Genomic DNA, 19,661 nt, shown 5'->3' with positions numbered 1-19,661 from the left:
ATCATCACGTTTTTTATGACTTTGACAGGTTAATCACATTTACCACTCATTTTACCTGAGATTAATCGATTAACCTGGTGTGTAATGTGACGTTGACATGGAATCACGCTCACGTAACGGAGGCAGCATGATATTAAGTCACGTCACATCCCCCGATCTGATTGTCCTGGATAGCCCCTGGCAAAACCGCACGGAGATCCTTGAACAGTTAAGCCAGCGCTTGTTTAACCTCGGTAAAATCAGCGACAAAGACCGTTTTTTACAGGCGGTCTGGCAGCGGGAAAGCCTTTCTGAAACCGGCTTTGAACAAGGTATTGCCATCCCTCATGGTAAATCAGATACCGTTATCCACCCGGCTTTCGCCGTCGCCCGCCTTACCCGGCCTGTTGAGGACTGGCCGACGATGGACGGTGAAGATAAGGTCGATTTAGTTTTTTTACTGGCCGTGCCAGAGCAAGATGATGCAGGCCATTTACGCTTACTGTCGGCGCTCAGTACGGCGCTGATGAATGAAGAAAATGTTTTAGCACTCAAGCAGGCACAATCGACAGCGGAATTCCTCTCTCTGCTGGATAGCGCGGAAACCACGCAGTCGCATTCGCTGGTCAACGATACTGGTAAAAGCATCATTGTCATTACCTCCTGCTCTGCGGGCATTGCGCATACATATATGGCCGCAGAAGCGCTGGAAAAAGCCGGTGCCGCCTGCGGGGTGACCGTATACAGTGAAAAACAGGGCGCGAGTGGCATTGAGGATGCGGTCAATGAGACGCAAATCAGGCAGGCCGAAGGGGTGATATTCGCCGCGTCCCTGCCGCCAAAGGGTAAAGCGCGTTTTAACGGTAAACCTTTTGTCGCCACGTCGGTATCAGAGCCGCTGAAAAATGCCGAAGGATTAATCGAGAGGCTACTTCATCATCCTGATGGTATCGTGACGGCGGCAAGTGAAACCGACGAGCGCCCGGAAGGCCAAAAACAGGGCTTTCTTTCTCAGCTTTATATGGGCGTCTCCAGCGGCATCTCTTACATGATCCCGGTGATCGTCGCAGGGGGTCTGATGATCGGTATCGGGCAGCTTGCCGCCAGTATTTTTGGCGTCACCGATATTGGCAACGCTACATTCGCCACGCACACCAATACCCTGCTGGTCATTTGTCACTTCCTGACGCTCTACGGCAACATGATCATGAAGTTCATGTATCCGGTATTTGCCGCCTATATGGCTTATAGCATAGCGGACAGACCGGGGCTGGTGCCGGGCTTTATCGGCGGCGCGTTTGCCGCCGGATTGCACTATACCTTCTGGGCCGTCAGTGGCGGCATACCTTCCGGTTTTCTCGGCGCGCTGATCCTCGGCATGCTGGCAGGCATCATCGCCAATTATCTCAATCGCCATATTCGGCTGCATAAACATTTGCAGGCCATGAAACCGATGCTGATCGTTCCCGGTCTTACGGTGCTGATACTGTTCTTTATTAACTTCTATTTTGTCGATCCGGTCTTCGGGAGCCTCAATCAGTTCTTCCAGCAATTTATCATCAACCACGGTAACGGCAGTGCGTTGACTCTGGCGGCGATTATTGCCTCACTGACAGCGTTCGATTTAGGCGGACCGGTCAATAAATCTGCCGGTGCCATCGCCATTGGCCTCGCCGCGGATCATATCTTCCCACTGACCGCCCGCACGTTAGGCATCGTTATTCCACCGATCGGGATTGGTCTGGCAACAGTGATTGACAAATACATTGTTCGTCAGCGGGTGTTTGATGCCAACCAACGTATTACCGGTACCACTTCGTTGATCCTCGGCTTTTTAGCCATCGGTGAGGGGGCGATTCCGTTCATGTTAAAGAATCCGGTGATCACCATTTCTATCAACATCCTTGGCGCAGTGCTGGGCGCGATTATTGCTATTAGTCTCGGCTCGGTGCAGTGGTTCCCCCTGCCCGCTATCTGGGGCTGGCCGCTGGTGGAACATCTTCCGGCCTATCTGGCCGGGATGTTCTCCGGCGTCATTTTTATTGCGCTGGCAAACGTACTGGTACGCTATCAGTTAATTAAGCGCGGTAAGATCATCATCCATTAACAGGGAAGTAAAATGCGTAAGAAAGAGGTTTATGTGGTGGCGCATTGCCACTGGGACGCAGAGTGGTATTTCACCTGTGAAGATTCCCACATTCTGCTGATAGAAAATATCGACTATCTGCTCAATCTGCTGGAATCCGATCCCATGTTTACCAGTTATACCTTCGACGGGCTGGCCATTGTGCTGGATGACTATTTACAAATCCGTCCGGAGAATGCCGAACGTCTGAAAGCCCTGATTTCGCAGCGGCGTCTGTTTGTCGGGCCGTGGTATACCCAGTGCGATTCTTTACTGATCCGCAGTGAGTCCCTGATCCGTAATCTGCAATATGGCATCGCCACGGCGGAACAATTTGGCCACAGCATGAACGTCGGCTATCTGCCGGATATCTTTGGTCAGCACTGCTACCTGCCATCGATTTTCCGCGATTTGGGCATTGATTACTGCGTGCTACAACGCGGGGTGTATACCGATCAGATTAACGGCAATCTGAATATGCACTGGCGCTCGCCCAACCAAAAAAGCGTGGCGATGAACTACCTCTATTACGGCTATGGTCCGGGTAAATTTCTCAGTGCTGACGAGGGTTACCTGAAAGGGCGTTTGCTGCCGATCCTTGATCAACTCAGTAAAATGAACACGGCTACCGATAAAGTCCTGCTGCCCTGCGGCGGCGATCAGGTCCTGCCCAACGCCACTTTTCCGGCCACGGTTGCCAGACTGAATCAGCAGGATCTGCCGTGGCACTTTACCATGGCAGACTACGAGTCCTATATGCGCGATGTCTGGTCAACTACTGAGTTCACTCATACGCTGGAGGGGGAGCTTTTTGCCTGCCAGAAATCACGCATTCACCGCACCTGCCACTCCACCCGCTACGATCTGAAGCGCCAGACCTGGCAGACCGAGCGTCTGTTGCTCGACCAGCTTGAGCCACTGACCGCCATTGCCGCCCTGCTCGGTGTCTCCTGGCCTGCGCCCCTTATCCATGAGATGTGGAAAAAAGTGTTCTCCGCGCACGCACACAACGGAATCGAAGCTTCTAATGCCGATGCGGTTAACCAGAACAATATGCATCGCCTGGTCAGCGTTGAACGCTCGGCATTAAGCCTGATTAATCTGCTGAAGAAAAAAATCAGCTATCAGATTAGCCAGCACACCGGGCATAGTCAGATTCTGGTGGTCTTCAACAGCGATATCTCTGCGCTGGATGGCGTGGTACAGGCCGTGATTTTCAGCCGGGATAAGAACATCACGCTCTATCATGGCGATACCGTGATTGACAGCACGATTGTCAGCCAGCAACAGCTTGATGGCGGGCAGATTGTCATCGTGACGGCTGAAGGGGAAAAACTGCAATCCGTTGATGATTATTACCGCAGCGAAATCCTGCTGCGCGTACCGCCGATGCAGGGGCTGGGTTACCAGACGCTGACGGTAAAAGAAGGCGTCGCCTGCCCGGTTTTAACCTCATCCAGCGCCGACACTATTGAGAATGAGCGTTACCGTCTGACCCTCAGCCAGGGTGCGTTGATCCTTGAAAATCGCCTTACCGGCCAGCGGGTCGAAGATGTGCTGCGTTTTAGCGAATGTGGCGATAACGGCGATGAATTTGATTTTGCGCCCCTGCCGGGTGACAACGATTTGTTTGCTGGTAAATTCCGCCTGATAAGCACTGAAACCAGCCCGCTGACTGCCCGAATGACGCTGGCATCGACGATCGCTATTCCGCTGAATATGCCAGCCCGCCTCGCTGGGGAGCCTTTACAGCCAATGACCATCACCACCACTCTGGAACTGCGTCAGCAGGAGTCTGTGGTGCGCGTGCGTCATCAGTTGGTTAATGAGGCTGTCGATCACCGTCTGCGGGTACAGATTAAAACGCCGATCGACAACCCGGCCTTCTCCTGGGCCGATCAGGGCTTTTCGCTGATTAAACGCGAAACCCGTAGCCGCTACCTGCAAGGGTGGCGCGAGAACGGTTTTGTGGAAAAACCGATGCCGATTTACACCATGGAAAACATGGTCTGCCTGCGTGAGGATCACGCGACAATGGGCGTAATAACACAGGGAATTAAAGAGTACGAGGTGTTACCTGACGAAAATAGCATTGCCCTGACGCTTTTTCGCAGCACGGGCCTGCTGGGAAGAGACGACACCCCATGGCGTCCGGGCCGCGCTTCTGGCATCAATAATAAAGTCGTGGAGACGCCCGATGCCCAGTTACTCAAATCCCTGACGTTTGACTATGCGCTGGTGCTGGATGATAACCTCGCCGATGCTGCACTGCTAAAACTGTGCGATCGCTACCGCGAGCGGCATCTTACCTACCAGATGCAGACCTTAAATACGTTTGAAGAACGACTGGAAAGGTTCACTATTCCGTTAGCGAAATCCCCCCTTATTCCTGACGCGCAATTTATCGCGCTGGCGAACGCGCAGCTTGTTCTGAGTTTATGTAAACCGGGGAACAATCCGCGCGAAGTGATCCTGCGGGTGTTTAATCCTGGCGACAAGCCGGAGCCGCTGGCGCTGAATATTGCTCAACCTCATCAGCGTTATCAACTCTCTCTGCGCGAAGAACGGCTCTCCCTCCTTAGCGAAAATGTCACTATTGCCGCTAGAGACTATCTGACCCTGGCCGTCGTGTTTGAGGAGGTATGTTGAAATGAGAAAATCAAATTACGACAAGTTTCCTGAAGTGACGGTCAGCGGTTTTGACCAGCAGGCATGGCAAGGCTGGGCGCAGATTATCAGACAACTGAAAGCCCGCTGCGCGAGTGGCGAAAAAACGGTCCTGGTGATGGATTGTTACCCCGGCGTGCGCCTGCAGGAGCTGGAGGAAAATGTGCTGCCAGCCCTGGGCGCTTCGCTCATTCTTAATAGTGAAACGGCCCGTAAATCCGCCGCCGCATTAAGCGCCGAGCTGGCCCATCATATTACCGACGATCGGGTATTCGGCGTACTCTCCTGCCACTCGCTGAGTGCTTTTTTTGATGCCGATGCATTAGCCCGGTTACGCCATCAGGTTGATATGCAGCAAAGTGGCCTGGTCATCGTCTACGGACCCGGCGCAGCGCTGGTGCACCCTGGTGATATTCTGCTCTACGCCGATCTGCCCCGCTGGGAAATACAGCAACGCATGCGCAGCGGCGAATTAGGTAACTGGGGGGCGCACAACGAGCATGAAGATATCCTGCGCCGCTATAAGCGGGCGTACTTTATCGAATGGCGCGTCTTTGATCGTCATAAGACCCCATTACTTCAACGCACCGATTATTTACTGGATACCACGCAGGCCGGTGCGCCAGCCATGATCGGCGGAGATGCGTTGCGATATGGTCTGGAGAAAACCACGCAGCGTCCTTTTCGCGTCGTGCCTTTCTTCGACCCCGGCATTTGGGGCGGCCAGTGGATGAAAAAAACGTTCGACCTTGATCCTGCTCAGCCTAACTACGCCTGGTGCTTCGACTGTGTGCCGGAAGAAAACAGCCTGCTGCTGCGTTTTGGCGAGATCCGTATCGAAATCCCCTCGCAGGATCTGGTTCTGCTCTATCCTCGTGCGTTACTGGGAGAAAAAGTCCACGCCCGCTTTGGCGCAGAGTTTCCGATTCGCTTTGATTTTCTCGACACCATTGGCGGGCAAAACCTGAGTTTTCAGGTGCATCCGCTGACTGACTATATTCAGCAGACCTTTGGTATGCATTACACCCAGGATGAAAGTTATTACATGCTGGAGGCCGAAGCCGGGGCAGAAGTGTATCTGGGAACTAAAGCCGGTATTGATCCACAGGAGATGCTGGCGTCACTGGCAGCGGCGGAACGGGGTGAAAGCGCGTTTGACGATGAAAAGTTTGTTAATCGCTTTCCGGCACGTAAACACGATCATTTTCTGATCCCCGCCGGAACGGTTCACTGCTCCGGGGCAGGAGCCATGGTGCTGGAAATCAGCGCCACCCCCTACATTTTCACCTTTAAACTGTGGGACTGGGGACGCAAGGGGATGGACGGTCTGCCACGTCCGGTGCATCTGCAACACGGCGCAAAAGTCATCGACTGGCAGCGTGATACCGACTGGGTCAAAGCACACCTGGTTAATCAGTTTACACCGGTTGCCGAAGGCGATGGCTGGTGTGAGGAGCAAACCGGCTTACATGAGCGTGAGTTTATTGAAACCCGACGCCACTGGTTTACCTCGCCGGTCATCCATGACACTGGCGGCGGCGTCAATGTTCTTAACCTGGTAGAAGGAACAGAAGCCCTCGTGGACAGTCCGGATAATGCGTTCGAGCCGTTTATTGTGCATTATGCCGAAACCTTTATTATCCCCGCGGCCGTAGGGAAATATCGTATTTCGCCCTGGGGAGAAGGAATCGGTCAGAAGCTTGCCACAATGAAAGCCATTGTCAGGTAGTGATTTTCGGTATCTCGTCGCCCTGACGAGATACCGGTACGTTCCGGTGAACTGGCACTCGTCGCATTGTGGCAGGTCCTTTTCTTATGCCAGGGTATAACTCACCAGCAGCTGGCCTTTTTTTACTTTTATCTGCGTGATTTCAACCTCTCCGACGGCCGCAAGATTCGCGACATGCGTTCCGCCACAGGGATACGCAAGTAAATCCCCGAAGCTGACCATTCGCAAACCGTCCTCACATGAAATATGCCGGGGAAGGTCGTCTGCCAGCCACTGATGAATCAGCGTCAGTAGCATGCTGACCTCTGGCTGAGCGGCGTGGCCAGAAGCTGCGAACGTGATCTTTCCTTCTCCGGGCCAGTGATGCGCTTTAACGGGACGCCAGCCACACTGTTCTCCTGCCAGACCAATTAAGTGTCCGGCGGAATGCAGGCGAGCGTGTTGCAGGCGAGTCGTGGCATCAACACGCATCTCAACCTCTCCCGTCGCCAGCGGCTCAGCCAGAAGATGTACAATGCGGTCATCGCGCTGTACGACGCCTTCAACCGTTATGCCCGCTATCTGCCCACGGTCCGCCGGTTGCCCTCCCCCCTGCGGATGAAAAAGGGTTTTATCCAGTTCGATCATATAACGACCTTCCTCATCAGGAGTGACGTTTATCACCTGCGCATGCCCCGTAAGGGCGTCGCTGGTGTAATACAGGCGTTCGGTCATGGTTGTTCTCCTTGTTGGCAGTACAGTATATTGATATCTGCAATGATGATAATCCCTCAAACCTTCAATGCACTTTTGCATACCAGGCACAAATGAACATCACTTTACTTCCCGATTTGGCGCTTTTTGTTCATGTGGTCGAACAGGAGAGCTTTTCAGCGGTGGCCCGCCAGTGTGGGATCACCCCGTCGGCGGTCAGCCGCAGCATCTCGCGACTGGAACAGGAAATGGGCTGCAAATTATTGCACCGAACCACGCGCAAGCTGCGCCTGAGCGACGTGGGCAGACCGGTGTATGAACATGCCAGGGCGATGCTGGAGGCGGCGCGTGAGGCCGTGGATTCTGCCAGTAGCGAGCAGGAAGTGGCGCAGGGCAGGCTGACGCTCAGCGTGCCAAAAGCGGTGGGCCGTTTTGTTATCCATCCGTTGATGCTGGAGTTTTTTAACTGCTATCCCAAAATTGATGTCTGCCTGCGGCTCGAAGACCGTTATCTGGACTTTGTGGATGACGGCATCGACCTGGCGCTGCGGATCACCTCTTCACCCTCGCCAGGACTGCACGGCAAACCACTGATGCCTGTAACTCATATTATTTGCGCCACCCCGGCATATTTGCAGCAATACGGCACGCCGCAAACGCCGCAGGACTTACGTGTTCATAGCTGTATCAGTCTCGGGGAATCACCTGCCGATGCACGCTGGAAGTTTCGCCGTGATGGAAAAACAGAAACTATTCAGACACACGGACGCTACGCCGCTAACCATACCGGTGTAAGACTTGATGCGGTAAAACAACATTCAGGTATTGGTAGCCTGCCGCTGTTTACCGCCCGCGATGCGCTGGCACAGGGTGAAATCGTACAGGTGCTAGCGGATTGGGAGTTTATCAGCAGCTATTCCGGCCAGCTTTGGTTACTGTGGGCGAGTAATAAACATATGCCCGCCAGAATGCGGGCAATGATTGATTATCTCAGTCGAAAGATGGCGGAAAAGGGATAATTAGTCGACTTCACGCACGTCCACACGCAGCTCTTTCGGCACTTCAAAGACGATGTTTTCTTCACGTCCTGCCAGCGGAATGGCTTCCCCGCCGCCAAGCGCCTGAAGACGCGCGATCACATTCTGCACCAGAATATCCGGAGCCGATGCACCGGCGGTAACACCCACGCAGTTAGCCCCGCTCACCCAGGCTTCCTGAATATCGCTCGCATCATCAATCAGGTACGCGGCTTTGCCCATGCGCTGTGCCAGTTCAGCCAGACGATTCGAGTTAGAGGAGTTTTTCGACCCTACCACCAGCACGACATCTGCCTGTTCCGCCAGCGCGCGTACGGCTTCCTGACGGTTGGTGGTCGCGTAGCAAATATCATCTTTCCGCGGGCCGACGATTTTCGGAAAACGTTCACGGAGGGCGTCGATAACGTCGGATGTGTCATCCACGGAGAGCGTGGTCTGGGTCATAAACGACAGTTTGGCGTCGTTTTTAATATCCAGCGTCCATACATCTTCCGGCGATTCCACCAGATACATCCCCCCTTGCGGGTTGCTGTACTGGCCCATCGTGCCTTCCACTTCCGGATGCCCGGCGTGGCCGATAAGAATAGACTCTTCGCCGCGACGGCTGGCGCGCGCCACTTCCATATGCACTTTGGTCACCAGCGGACAGGTGGCGTCGAAAACCGTTAAGTCACGGCTTTTGGCTTCGTTACGCACCGCCTGAGAAACGCCGTGAGCGGAGAAAATCAGGATTGCGCCATCAGGTACTTCGCTGATTTGCTCAATAAAGATCGCGCCGCGCTCGCGCAGGCTGTCGACCACGTAGCGGTTATGGACCACTTCGTGACGAACGTAAATTGGCGCGCCGTAAATCACCAGCGCGTTCTCAACAATGCTGATAGCGCGGTCTACCCCGGCGCAAAAACCACGCGGGTTGGCCAACAGGATCTGCATGTTATGCCTCCAGTACCGGATCGATTTCCAGTACTTCTATATCAAAATGGACGGTTTGCCCGGCCAGCGGATGATTAAAATCGACGGTAATGGAATCGCCATTGATTTCACGGATCACCCCAGGCATTTCGCTGCCATCCATTGCAGTGAAGAGCATAATTGCCCCAATCTCCGGCTCTCCCGCATCCATAAATTCACGGCGCGAGAAATATTGAATGAGATCCGGGCTGGCAATACCAAACGCCGCATCCGGCTCCAGGGAAAAAGCCGTTTTATCCCCGGTTTTCAGGCCCAGCAGATGCTGCTCCAGCCCTTCGGAAAGCGAGGCATCACCAAGACGAAACAGCGCTGGCTTGCCGTTATTACGGGTTGACTCAGCGGTGGAGCCATCTTCCAGCTTTAGTGTGAAATGGACCAGCACCGCGCTGTTGCTCTGTACAGATTTAGACATGCAGATTGCTCACTTGTTTTATCCGGTGACGTCAGGCGATCCGGATTTATAGGATGCAGCGAGTGTCGGGTGACGTTTGTCCGTTCCCGAGCCCGCATGCCCGGTGGCGCTGCGCTTACCGGGCCTACAGAAAATCAGACAGACATAACACTACCGGACATTACTTGAACAGACCTGCACTCAGGACGGCTCAACGCTTAACCTTTCCAGGATAAACTGGATAATCACTGATAGTCATGTAGGCCGGGTAAACATAGCGCCACCCGGCACAACAGCTACGCGCGCTCTTTCGCTGCGGCCTTCGGTAAAAAGCCTTCCAGCACGATCAGCGCCGCGCCGATACAGATGGCGCTATCGGCGAGGTTGAACGTTGCAAAGTGCCAGTTGCCGACGTAAAAATCGATCATGTCGACGACGAAGCCATGCCATAAACGGTCAAACAGGTTACCCAACGCACCGCCAATAATCAGCGCGTAAGCAATGTTATTCAGCTTCTGTGTCGCTTTTGTCCGGTACATCATCACTGCGAGGATCACGCTGATCCCTACAGCGATGCCGGCAAAGAACCAGCGCTGCCAGCCGCCGCTATCCGCCAGAAAACTAAATGCTGCGCCATAGTTACGCGCATAATGCAGATTAAGCGACGGGAACAGAGACACCGTATCCCCCAGAGCAAAGTTCTGGAGGATCAGGTATTTACTGCCCAGATCGATAATCAGCACGACGACCACCAGCCACAGCCAGCGTAGCCCTGTTGAAAAGATCGGTTTACTCATCAGGCGAACTTACGTTTTTCGCCGTCACCGGCGACGTTGACTACACAGCGTCCGCAAATTTCTGCGTGTTCCGCCACCTTACCGACGTCCTGAGTGTAGTGCCAGCAACGCGGGCACTTCTCACCTTCGGCTTTACTCAACGAGACTTTAAGCCCCTTGAGCAACTCGCTCTGCCAGGCATCCGCAGAGGCGTCGGCATAATCTGCGACCTGCGCCCCGGAGGTCAACAGGACAAATCGTAATTCGTCGCCCAGCGCCACCAGTTTAGCCGCCAGTTCCGGTTCCGCAAACAACGTAACCGTCGCTTCCAGCGAACCACCGACTTTCTTGTCGGCACGAGCCTGTTCGATGACCTTATTGACTTCGCCGCGCACTTTCAGCAGCTCGCTCCAGAAGGCATCATTCATGGCTTCCGTTTCTGCGAGACCAAACAGCCCTTCATACCACTCGCCGGTAAAGACGTACTGTTCACGTTCGCCCGGCAGGTAGCCCCAGATCTCATCCGCGGTAAAGGACATGATCGGTGCCATCCAGCGCACCAGCGCTTCCGCAATGTGATACAGCGCGGTCTGACAGCTACGACGCGCCACGCTATCTGCTTTCGCGGTGTACTGGCGGTCTTTGATGATGTCGAGATAGAACGAGCCCATTTCAACGGAGCAGAAGCGCATCAGGCGCTGCACAACTTCGTGGAAATCGTAATTTTCATAGGCCTTGAGGATCTCGTCCTGCGCAGCTTTCGCACAGCCGACGGCCCAGCGATCCAGCACCACCATCTCTTCCGGTTTCACCATGTCTTTCGCCGGATCAAAACCGTTAAGGTTGGCCAGCAGGAAGCGCGCGGTGTTACGGATACGACGATAGCTGTCAGCAGCGCGTTTGAGGATCTCATCCGAGACCGCCATTTCGCCGGTATAGTCGGTAGAAGCTACCCACAGGCGCAGAATATCTGCCCCCAGTTTGTTCATCACATCCTGCGGCGACACGGTGTTGCCGATGGATTTGGACATTTTGCGGCCCTGACCATCCACGGTAAAGCCGTGGGTCAGCACCTGGCGGTATGGCGCTTTGCCTTTCATTGCCGTGGAGATCATCAGCGAAGACATGAACCAGCCGCGATGCTGGTCTGAACCTTCCAGATACATATCCGCTGCGTGACCGGCAAACTCCGGACGCACGTCAACCACTGAGGAGTGGGTAGAGCCGGAGTCAAACCATACGTCGAGGGTGTCAGGCACTTTGACATAGTTATCCGCCTCATCGCCAAGGATGTCTCGGCTGTCGAGGTCCCACCACGCCTGGATACCGTCCACTTCAACCCGTTTGGCCACCTCCTCCATCAGTTCAAGAGTACGAGGATGCAGCTCTTCAGTATCTTTGTGCACGAACAGCGACATCGGTACGCCCCAGGTACGCTGGCGGGAGATACACCAGTCAGGACGGTTAGCGACCATCGATTCGATACGCGCCTGGCCCCAGTCAGGTATCCACTGTACGCCTTTGATTTCAGAGAGCGATTGCGCGCGCAGACCTTTCTGATCCATGCTGACAAACCACTGCGGCGTGGCGCGGAAGATGATCGGCGTTTTGTGACGCCAGCAGCACGGATAGCTGTGCTGCATTTTTTCGACGTGCAGCAGCGCGCCTTTTTCACGCAGCAGTTCAACAATCAGATCGTTCGCTTTGAAGACGTTGATGCCGTCCAGCCCCGGATAGGTTCCCGGCAGGTACGCGCCGTCGGGGCCGACCGGGTTAGCGATTTCCAGACCGTATTTCTGGCTGATGGTATAGTCATCAGGGCCGTGACCACCGGCGGTATGTACCGCACCGGTACCGGCATCCAGCGTCACGTGATCGCCCAGGATCGCGGGCACGTCGAAGCCCATGAACGGATGCGCAAACCGCATCAGCTCCAGATCGGCCCCTTTTACCGTGCCAAGAACGGTGTAATCCGCCACGCCGATACGCTGCATCACGCTTGCGACCAGATCTTTCGCCAGGATCAGCGCCTGGCCGTCGATCTGCACCAGCGCATAATCAAATTCAGGCGACAGAGAGATCGCGCGGTTAGCAGGCAGGGTCCACGGGGTGGTGGTCCAGATCACCAGCGAGATCGGGCCGCTGACGCCCGGCAGGCCGAATTTCGCCTGAATGGCAGCCTGATCGACAGCCTGAAAAGCCACGTCAATGGACGGCGAGGTTTTGTCGTAATACTCAACTTCCGCTTCCGCCAGCGCAGAACGGCAATCTACGCACCAGTGCACCGGCTTCGCGCCTTTGTGCAGGTGGCCGTTGCCTATGATTTTACCCAGCGCGCGAATAATGTTGGCTTCGGTTTTGAAGTCCATGGTCAGGTACGGATGTGACCAGTCGCCCAGCACGCCCAGACGGATAAAGTCTTTACGCTGGCCGTCGACCTGAGTGGCGGCGTATTCGCGGCATTTGGCACGGAATTCGGCGGCGGTGAATTTCTCACCAGGCTTGCCAAATTCCTGCTCCACTTTCAGCTCGATCGGCAGACCATGACAGTCCCAACCCGGCACATAAGGTGAGTCATAACCGGAAAGCCCTTTGGACTTCACGATAATGTCTTTCAGAATCTTGTTAACTGAGTGACCTATATGAATACTGCCATTCGCATAAGGAGGGCCGTCATGCAGAATGAAGGTTTTTTTGCCTTTTTTGGCTGCACGGATGATGCCGTACAGGTCATCATCGGTCCAACGCGCCAGCATTCCCGGTTCGCGTTTGGCGAGATCGCCACGCATCGGGAACCCTGTTTCCGGCAAATTCAGGGTCGATTTAAAGTCACTCATCAGATTCTCGGTTCCGTATTGATCACCCAGGCATTTAAGCCGGGTTCGTAAGCCCAAAAAATGCGCGGGCGGTTAATTCATCTTTGGCGATTTGCGCTTTCAGTTCGTCGAGCGAGGCAAATCGCTTCTCAGTGCGTATTTTCTTACGCAGTATTACATCTATATGGCGACCGTAAAGGTCCATTACAACGTCCAGCAGGTGAACTTCGAGCTGCTGGCGCACGCCAGCGACCGTCGGGCGAGTACCAATATTGGCGACGCCAAAAAAAGGCTGGGTGCCGAGCCCCGTCACCTCAACCGCGTAGACCCCGTTTACCGGAGAAACCTGCCTGCGAAGCGGCACATTGGCCGTCGGAAAGCCGATAGTGCGCCCCAGCGCATCACCGTGGACTACGCGTCCGGAGAGGGTGAAAGGGTGTCCAAGCAGACTTGCCGCCAGCTCAAGATCGTCAGCGGCCAGCGCCTGACGCACGGCGGTACTGCTGATACGTACCCCGCCTTCACAAAAGGTTTGCGTGCTGGTCACGTCAAAGCCAAATTCTGCACCCGCTCTCTGTAATAACAAGAAATCGCCCTGCCGACCAGCGCCAAAGCGGAAATCATCACCCACGGCGAGGAACTGGACGCCGAGCCGGTCTACCAGCAGCTCGCTGATAAATGCCTGCGCGGTCAGGGCCGCGAAGCGGCGATCAAAGCGCAGGCACAGCACGTAGTCAACGCCACACTCTGCCAGATAGCGCAGTTTTTCACGCAGCCGCGTCAGGCGGGCGGGTGCTTTTTCCGCAGCAAAAAGCTCCAGCGGCTGCGGTTCAAAAATCATCACCACCACCGGAAGATGGCGCGCCTGCCCCTCGGCGCGGAGGTTTTTCAGCAACGCCTGATGTCCGCGATGCACGCCGTCGAAATTACCAATGGTTAGCACACACCCGCGCGGGGCCTGGCTGAGGTTATGTATGCCGCGTATCAGCTTCATTTCTGGCTCAAAACAGTGAAAATCGTCGGATTATACCTTGTACAGGGGGCGACGTTAACCCGCGATTGCATCCTAAAGCAGAAAGGGCCGGGATTTCATTAACCTTGTCGCGGGATACAGGAAAATCTGTCGCTGTGATGCGAATTTTCTGGCAGAAAAGCTGTATTCACGCCGCACAAGCTGGTAGAATCCTGCGCCATCACTACGTAACGAGCGTCGCCATAATAACGGCGCTTATTTGCACAAATCCATTGACAAAAGAAGGCTAAGAGGGCATATTCCTCGGCCTTTGAATTGTCCATAAAGATCACATTTGGGAGTTGGACCTTGGCTAATATCAAATCAGCTAAGAAGCGCGCCGTTCAGTCTGAAAAGGCTCGCAAACACAACGCTAGCCGTCGCTCTATGATGCGTACTTTCATCAAGAAAGTATACGCAGCTATCGAAGCTGGCGACAAAGCTGCTGCACAGAACGCATTTAACGAAATGCAACCGATCGTGGACCGTCAGGCTGCTAAAGGTCTGATCCACAAAAACAAAGCTGCGCGTCATAAAGCAAACCTGGCCGCTCAGATCAACAAACTGGCGTAATCGCCTGACTGTTGTCGCTTTGTGAAAAACCCGCTGAACGGCGGGTTTTTTTATGTCTGTATGTCGGCACCATACGCCTTATCCAGCCAAAGCCATTGCGCGTCGCCCCGGGAATGCGTTTTCGACTGTTGTTTACCTGCTTTACCCGACGACCTGTGCAGGCCCTCACCGCCGCCCACCATATAGCCACTCTGAATTGTTCAAAAGATACACTATTTTTTATAAATTAAAATCATGCTACATATTGTCTATCGCAAATAAAAGAAAAATATTTTCATGTTGAAAATTCTTTTTTTTCATTCAGTACTTTTTTGTGAAACAGTTAACAATAAAAAAAGTTAGCCCGCAAAAAACCAATTACCGCAACCATAAAACAAAAAACAGCAATTGATTGCTCAGAATTTGTTAACTAGTTTCTCTGTATCTATCGCATCCTATTTCGCGACAGAAATAATATATTTAGAGAGAATATATCATCCACAAAAGCATTCAATCGGATAATATCATTTATCTGACGCTATCATTTTCCCCTAAGAAAATTAAGCGGTATTGAATGCAGGAATATTCAGATACAGGAGTTTTATTATGAGTTCTGTTATTGAAGAGTCAGGACATAACCTGTCTGGCACCCTGCCGATGATCCAGCGAATTAGTTATGGCTCTCTGGATGTTGCTGGCAACCTACTCTACTGTTTCGGCTCTACCTACATTCTCTACTTCTACACCGATGTCGCCGGTATCAGCCTTGCTATTGCCGGATTCATCCTTCTTCTGGCGCGCATCGTGGATGGTATCGATGCCCCGGTGTGGGGAATTATCATCGATAAAACCCGCTCAAAGTACGGTAAATGCCGACCATGGTTTTTATGGTTGCCGCTACCCTTTGCCATATTCAGCGTCCTGTCATTCTTTTCGCCTGATATTAGCATGACAGGAAAAGCCATATATGCAGCAATATTCTACATGCTGGCAAGAATTTTATTTACCGGATTGAACACGCCACTGTCGGCTATTCTCCCGCTGCTGACCCTGTCGCCAAAAGAGCGGTTAGTATTAAATTCCTTTCGTATGACCGGCGGGCAGATCGGTGTATTATTAATGAACGCCACCGCCCTGCCGCTGGTCGCATTTTTAGGTGACGGCAACGATAAACAAGGCTTTCTGTATACTGCTGGCGTCTATGCGTTAATATCTTGCGGGCTGACGCTTTTTGCCTTCCGTAATATCCGCGAGATTGACGCCAGTAAAGCGAAGCAAGAGCAAAAGTTGCCGATAAAAAAAAGTTTTACGGCAATGAAAGGTAACTGGCCGTGGGTGCTGATGGTACTGGCCAACCTGATTTTTTGGGTGGCGCTACAGCAACGCGCCACCACCATTGTCTATTATTTAACCTATAACCTCGACCGTAAGGACCTGGTCCCGCTGGTCAACAGCCTCGCCACCATCCAGATCCTGTTTATCGTCGCCATCCCTTTCTTCAGCCGCTATATGACCAAAACCTGGATTTGGATCGCTGGCCTGCTGGTCGCAACTCTCGGCGGTGTGCTGATGTGGGTAGCCGCAGATAATGTTCCGCTACTGATTGTCGGCTGGGTGACAGGCAATATCGGCAGCGGCATTGCCTGTTCAATGCCGTTCGCCATGCTGGGCTTTGCGGTGGATTACGGCAACTGGAAGACCGGGATCAAAGCCACCGGACTGCTTGTTGCCTTCGGCAGCACATTCTGCATCAAAATGGGCAGCGGCATCGGAACAGCGTTCGCTGCCTGGATCATGAACGCCTTCGGCTACATTCCTAATCAGGCGCAAACCACAGAAAGTCTACTGGGGATTAGCTGGGCCTTTATCTGGACCCCTTGCATCCTCTTCGCCCTCGCCACCATCCCGCTTCTGTTCTTCCGTCAGTATGAAGCCATGGAAGATCGTATTCATCACGATCTGCAAACCGCCACGCATTAAGTTAACCGCATAAACAAGGAGCACATTATGCCATTTGTAAAACAAGACGCTCACCGTCTCGTCTGGCAACAAAACGACCGTTACCTGTGGATTGACGCCTGGGGAGAAAACAGCCTGCGCGTGCGCAGCGGGCGTCATTTACCGGTGATGCGCAATGAAAACTGGGCGCTGGAAGAGACGCCAGCCCCCTGCGCGCCGCAGATTGTCTATGACAACACGCAGGCGACGATGATAAACGGCAAGATCACCGTCATCGTTAACCAGAAAGGGCAACTGGCGTTTTATCGTCATCCGGATAAGTGTCTGTTGCAGGAGTACTGGCGTCAGCGCGGCGAAATTGGCGAAGATGAATCCTCTCACGGCCAGTATGTCAGCGCCCTGAATCTGGAAGCCCGGGAATTCAAACCCATTCCCGGCGGCAAATACAGTCTTAAAGCCAGGTTTGAAGCGAGTGAAGATGAGAAGATATTCGGCATGGGCCAGTATCAGCAACCCAATCTTAATCTGAAAGGTTGTATTCTGGAGCTGGCCCAGCGCAACTCCCAGGCTTCCGTGCCGTTTATGATCTCAAGCCTCGGCTACGGCTTCCTGTGGAATAACCCGGCAGTAGGACGCGTCACCTTTGCTAATAACATCACCGAATGGGAAGCCAGTGTAAGCGAACAACTGGATTACTGGATCACCGCTGGCGACTCTCCGGCGGAAATCAGCCGCGCCTATGGCCGGGCGACAGGTTGCCCGCCGATGATGCCCGACTACGCAATGGGCTTCTGGCAGTGCAAACTGCGCTATCGTACTCAGCAGGAGCTGCTGGAAGTGGCCCGCGAGTATAAACGCCGCCAGCTACCGATTTCGGTTATCGTGATCGACTTTTTCCACTGGCCGAATCAGGGCGACTGGACTTTTGATTTACGTGACTGGCCCGATCCCGAGGCTATGATTGCCGAGCTAAAATCAATGGGCATTGAGCTGATGGTCTCCTTCTGGCCGACGGTAGAGTGCCGAACCGAAAGCTATAAAGAGATGCGGGAAAACGGCTGGCTGGTACAGACCGAGCGGGGTTTGCCAATCAATATGGATTTCCTCGGCAACACCACCTTTTTCGACGCCACCCATCCTGACGCCCGCCGCTACGTCTGGGAAAAAGCAAAGAAAAACTATTACGATAAAGGCGTTAAGTTGTTCTGGCTGGATGAAGCGGAGCCGGAATACAGCATCTACGATTTCGACAACTATCGCTATCACGCCGGACCGGTGCTGGAAGTCGGCAATCTTTATCCGCGGGTGTACGCGCAGACTTTTTTCGACGGCATCAAAGCCGCAGGCGAAGATCGGGTGATTAACCTGCTGCGCTGCGCCTGGGCGGGCAGCCAGCGCTTCGGTGCGCTGGTCTGGTCCGGCGATATCCACTCCTCCTTCCGCTCACTGCGCAACCAGTTTGCCGCCGGGTTAAATATGGGAATTGCGGGTATCCCGTGGTGGACCACCGATATCGGCGGTTTCCACGGCGGCAATATTCACGATCCGCGCTTTCATGAACTGCTGATACGCTGGTTTCAGTGGGCGCTGTTCAGTCCGGTGATGCGCCTGCACGGCAACCGCGATCCGCAGAAATTGCCGGAACAGCCTTACCGCGACGGGATAGCCCAGTGTCCGACCGGCGCGCCAAACGAAGTATGGAGCTATGGCGAGGAGGTATGCGCAATCCTCTCCGGTTATCTGACGCTACGCGATAAGCTCAAACCCTACATCAAAGCGGTGATGACGGAAACGCACCAGTACAATACGCCCGTCATGCGCACGATGTTCTTTGAGTATCCGGATCAGCGCGAGAGCTGGAATATTACCGATCAATACTGCTTCGGCCCGGATTTACTGGTTGCACCAGTGATGTATGAAGGAATGCGCGAGCGTGACGTCTGGCTGCCCGCAGGGGAAAATTGGGTGGATTTCTTCACCGGTAAACGTTATGAAGGCGGAGTCACGTTGAAGAATTATCGCGCGCCGCTGGAAACGCTGCCGGTATTTATCCGCGAGAAAGGACAACATGCCTCGCTGCTGATGCAATAACTATCACGAAACAGCCCCGGCTTACGCCGGGGCAGAAGGTTAACGATTAGTACGCGCCCAGATCGATCCAGACATCGCCCTGGTTGCAGTTGAGATCCGGCTGGTCGCCACAGGACCACCACTTAACCTGGTAGTTGTGACCTTTCCAGCTCACGGTTTCAAAAGCACCCCAGTTAGCGCCATAAACGGTGCTGGCGTTCCACCACGGGTGAGGCGCATTTTCATCGGCCTCGATCACTTCTTCCTCTTCTTCTTCCGGGTACGGCTCTGAATCGTCGTATTCATACTCTTCATCATCGTAATCGTACTCGTCTTCCTCATCAGCATCGGCGCTGGAGGCAAAAGGGACGACGGAAAGCACGAAGCGCTGCTGCGTTGACGGCTCGCCTTTGGAATCGCGGACGAACAGGGTGAAGATGAATTCGGTATCGACAGTGACTTTCGGTACCACGAATTCGATAGCTTCGGTGGTCTTATCAGTAACGTCAATATCCGCTGGCACACCCCAGCTATATTGCAGGCTGTCATTATCTTCATCAGACGATTTTGCGCCGCTCAGACGAATACGGGAACCGCCGATGACCAGCAATTCGATAGCCGCTTTCGGTGCGTGGTTTACCGTTGGTACGATTTCCTCGTCTTCCTGCTGCTCGTCTTCCTGCGTGTCGTCGTCTTGTTCCTGAGCGTCGTCTTCTTTTTCTTCTTCGTCCGCCGCGATGACATTGATACCTTCAAAATAGAACGGCTCCATGTCGATCACTTTCTTGCTGAGCTCATAACCCAGACCTTCACGCGCCGCGTTAACCAGCACGCCGTTATCCTGATCCACCGTCCAGGTAAACACACCGCCCAGACCCAGACT

General features: G+C 53.8%; 13 protein-coding genes and 2 pseudogenes. 7 read left to right on the top strand and 8 right to left on the bottom strand.

Features of this window, described 5'->3' with window-relative positions:
* Window positions 1-127: 127 nt before the first annotated feature.
* From CHU32_RS22940 to CHU32_RS22930, 3 genes are read left to right on the top strand one after another with little or no spacing between them, the layout of a single operon-like run.
* Window positions 128-2,086 carry a fructose-specific PTS transporter subunit EIIC gene (locus CHU32_RS22940; RefSeq protein WP_103678437.1) on the top strand — a complete coding sequence of 653 codons (1,959 nt, stop codon included), beginning with the start codon at window positions 128-130 and terminating at the stop codon, window positions 2,084-2,086.
* A 12-nt stretch (window positions 2,087-2,098) separates the two neighbouring features.
* Window positions 2,099-4,753 carry a glycoside hydrolase family 38 N-terminal domain-containing protein gene (locus CHU32_RS22935; RefSeq protein ID WP_103678438.1) on the top strand — a complete coding sequence of 885 codons (2,655 nt, stop codon included), beginning with the start codon at window positions 2,099-2,101 and terminating at the stop codon, window positions 4,751-4,753.
* A gap of 1 nt (window position 4,754) precedes the next feature.
* Complete coding sequence (locus CHU32_RS22930) at window positions 4,755-6,500, top strand: class I mannose-6-phosphate isomerase (protein WP_103678439.1); 1,746 nt, start codon at window positions 4,755-4,757, stop codon at window positions 6,498-6,500.
* A gap of 84 nt (window positions 6,501-6,584) precedes the next feature.
* Here the strand turns inward: CHU32_RS22930 and CHU32_RS22925 are convergent, their stop codons facing one another.
* Window positions 6,585-7,214, bottom strand: a complete 630-nt coding sequence (locus tag CHU32_RS22925) for an alanyl-tRNA editing protein (RefSeq protein WP_103678440.1) — start codon at window positions 7,212-7,214, stop codon at window positions 6,585-6,587.
* A gap of 92 nt (window positions 7,215-7,306) precedes the next feature.
* On the opposite strand from CHU32_RS22925, the gene CHU32_RS22920 reads away from it, so the two are divergent.
* Window positions 7,307-8,212, top strand: coding sequence for a LysR family transcriptional regulator (locus CHU32_RS22920; protein WP_103678441.1), 906 nt, complete (start codon window positions 7,307-7,309; stop codon window positions 8,210-8,212).
* Here the strand turns inward: CHU32_RS22920 and ispH are convergent, their stop codons facing one another.
* The 6 genes and pseudogenes from ispH to CHU32_RS28660 all read right to left on the bottom strand — a co-directional run bounded on the left by ispH (window position 8,213) and on the right by CHU32_RS28660 (window position 14,356).
* Window positions 8,213-9,163: a 4-hydroxy-3-methylbut-2-enyl diphosphate reductase gene (gene ispH / locus CHU32_RS22915; RefSeq protein WP_103678442.1), complete on the bottom strand. Its 951-nt coding sequence runs from the start codon at window positions 9,161-9,163 to the stop codon at window positions 8,213-8,215.
* Window position 9,164: 1 nt separating this feature from the next.
* Window positions 9,165-9,614, bottom strand: coding sequence for an FKBP-type peptidyl-prolyl cis-trans isomerase (fkpB, locus tag CHU32_RS22910; protein WP_103678443.1), 450 nt, complete (start codon window positions 9,612-9,614; stop codon window positions 9,165-9,167).
* A 275-nt stretch (window positions 9,615-9,889) separates the two neighbouring features.
* Entirely contained in the window at window positions 9,890-10,390 is a 501-nt protein-coding gene (gene lspA, locus CHU32_RS22905; protein WP_103678444.1) for a signal peptidase II, read from the bottom strand.
* Window positions 10,390-13,206 carry an isoleucine--tRNA ligase gene (gene ileS / locus CHU32_RS22900; RefSeq protein WP_103678445.1) on the bottom strand — a complete coding sequence of 939 codons (2,817 nt, stop codon included), beginning with the start codon at window positions 13,204-13,206 and terminating at the stop codon, window positions 10,390-10,392. The genes lspA and ileS overlap by 1 nt, the downstream gene beginning before the upstream one ends.
* A 34-nt stretch (window positions 13,207-13,240) precedes the next feature.
* Window positions 13,241-14,179 carry a bifunctional riboflavin kinase/FAD synthetase gene (gene ribF / locus CHU32_RS22895; protein ID WP_103678446.1) on the bottom strand — a complete coding sequence of 313 codons (939 nt, stop codon included), beginning with the start codon at window positions 14,177-14,179 and terminating at the stop codon, window positions 13,241-13,243.
* Window positions 14,180-14,186: 7 nt separating this feature from the next.
* Window positions 14,187-14,356: pseudogene (locus tag CHU32_RS28660) on the bottom strand (hypothetical protein).
* Window positions 14,357-14,506: 150 nt separating this feature from the next.
* Between CHU32_RS28660 and rpsT the strand changes: the two are divergent.
* The 3 genes from rpsT (at window position 14,507) to CHU32_RS22880 (ending at window position 18,799) form a co-directional block, all read left to right on the top strand.
* Complete coding sequence (rpsT, locus tag CHU32_RS22890) at window positions 14,507-14,770, top strand: 30S ribosomal protein S20 (RefSeq protein WP_103678447.1); 264 nt, start codon at window positions 14,507-14,509, stop codon at window positions 14,768-14,770.
* 585 nt (window positions 14,771-15,355) lie between these two features.
* Window positions 15,356-16,729 (top strand): MFS transporter, encoded by a 1,374-nt coding sequence (locus CHU32_RS22885; protein ID WP_103678448.1) that lies wholly within the window; start codon window positions 15,356-15,358, stop codon window positions 16,727-16,729.
* Between the two features lie 27 nt (window positions 16,730-16,756).
* Entirely contained in the window at window positions 16,757-18,799 is a 2,043-nt protein-coding gene (locus CHU32_RS22880; RefSeq protein WP_103678449.1) for a glycoside hydrolase family 31 protein, read from the top strand.
* A gap of 46 nt (window positions 18,800-18,845) precedes the next feature.
* Here CHU32_RS22880 and CHU32_RS22875 read toward each other — a convergent pair.
* Window positions 18,846-19,661 (bottom strand): annotated as a pseudogene (locus CHU32_RS22875) (chitinase); the annotation flags it as partial.

It is taken from the genome of Superficieibacter electus, from assembly GCF_002915575.1.
GTDB lineage: Bacteria > Pseudomonadota > Gammaproteobacteria > Enterobacterales > Enterobacteriaceae > Superficieibacter > Superficieibacter electus.
This window is presented reverse-complemented; position numbering and strand designations above follow the sequence as displayed.

Bases quoted from the DNA above. Each gene is read 5' to 3' on its own strand.
- CHU32_RS22940 (WP_103678437.1), top strand. From the start codon at position 128: ATGATATTAAGTCACGTCACATCCCCCGATCTGATTGTCCTGGATAGC.
- CHU32_RS22935 (WP_103678438.1), top strand. From the start codon at position 2,099: ATGCGTAAGAAAGAGGTTTATGTGGTGGCGCATTGCCACTGGGACGCA.
- CHU32_RS22930 (WP_103678439.1), top strand. From the start codon at position 4,755: ATGAGAAAATCAAATTACGACAAGTTTCCTGAAGTGACGGTCAGCGGT.
- CHU32_RS22925 (WP_103678440.1), bottom strand. From the start codon at position 7,214: ATGACCGAACGCCTGTATTACACCAGCGACGCCCTTACGGGGCATGCG.
- CHU32_RS22920 (WP_103678441.1), top strand. From the start codon at position 7,307: ATGAACATCACTTTACTTCCCGATTTGGCGCTTTTTGTTCATGTGGTC.
- ispH (WP_103678442.1), bottom strand. From the start codon at position 9,163: ATGCAGATCCTGTTGGCCAACCCGCGTGGTTTTTGCGCCGGGGTAGAC.
- fkpB (WP_103678443.1), bottom strand. From the start codon at position 9,614: ATGTCTAAATCTGTACAGAGCAACAGCGCGGTGCTGGTCCATTTCACA.
- lspA (WP_103678444.1), bottom strand. From the start codon at position 10,390: ATGAGTAAACCGATCTTTTCAACAGGGCTACGCTGGCTGTGGCTGGTG.
- ileS (WP_103678445.1), bottom strand. From the start codon at position 13,206: ATGAGTGACTTTAAATCGACCCTGAATTTGCCGGAAACAGGGTTCCCG.
- ribF (WP_103678446.1), bottom strand. From the start codon at position 14,179: ATGAAGCTGATACGCGGCATACATAACCTCAGCCAGGCCCCGCGCGGG.
- CHU32_RS22885 (WP_103678448.1), top strand. From the start codon at position 15,356: ATGAGTTCTGTTATTGAAGAGTCAGGACATAACCTGTCTGGCACCCTG.
- CHU32_RS22880 (WP_103678449.1), top strand. From the start codon at position 16,757: ATGCCATTTGTAAAACAAGACGCTCACCGTCTCGTCTGGCAACAAAAC.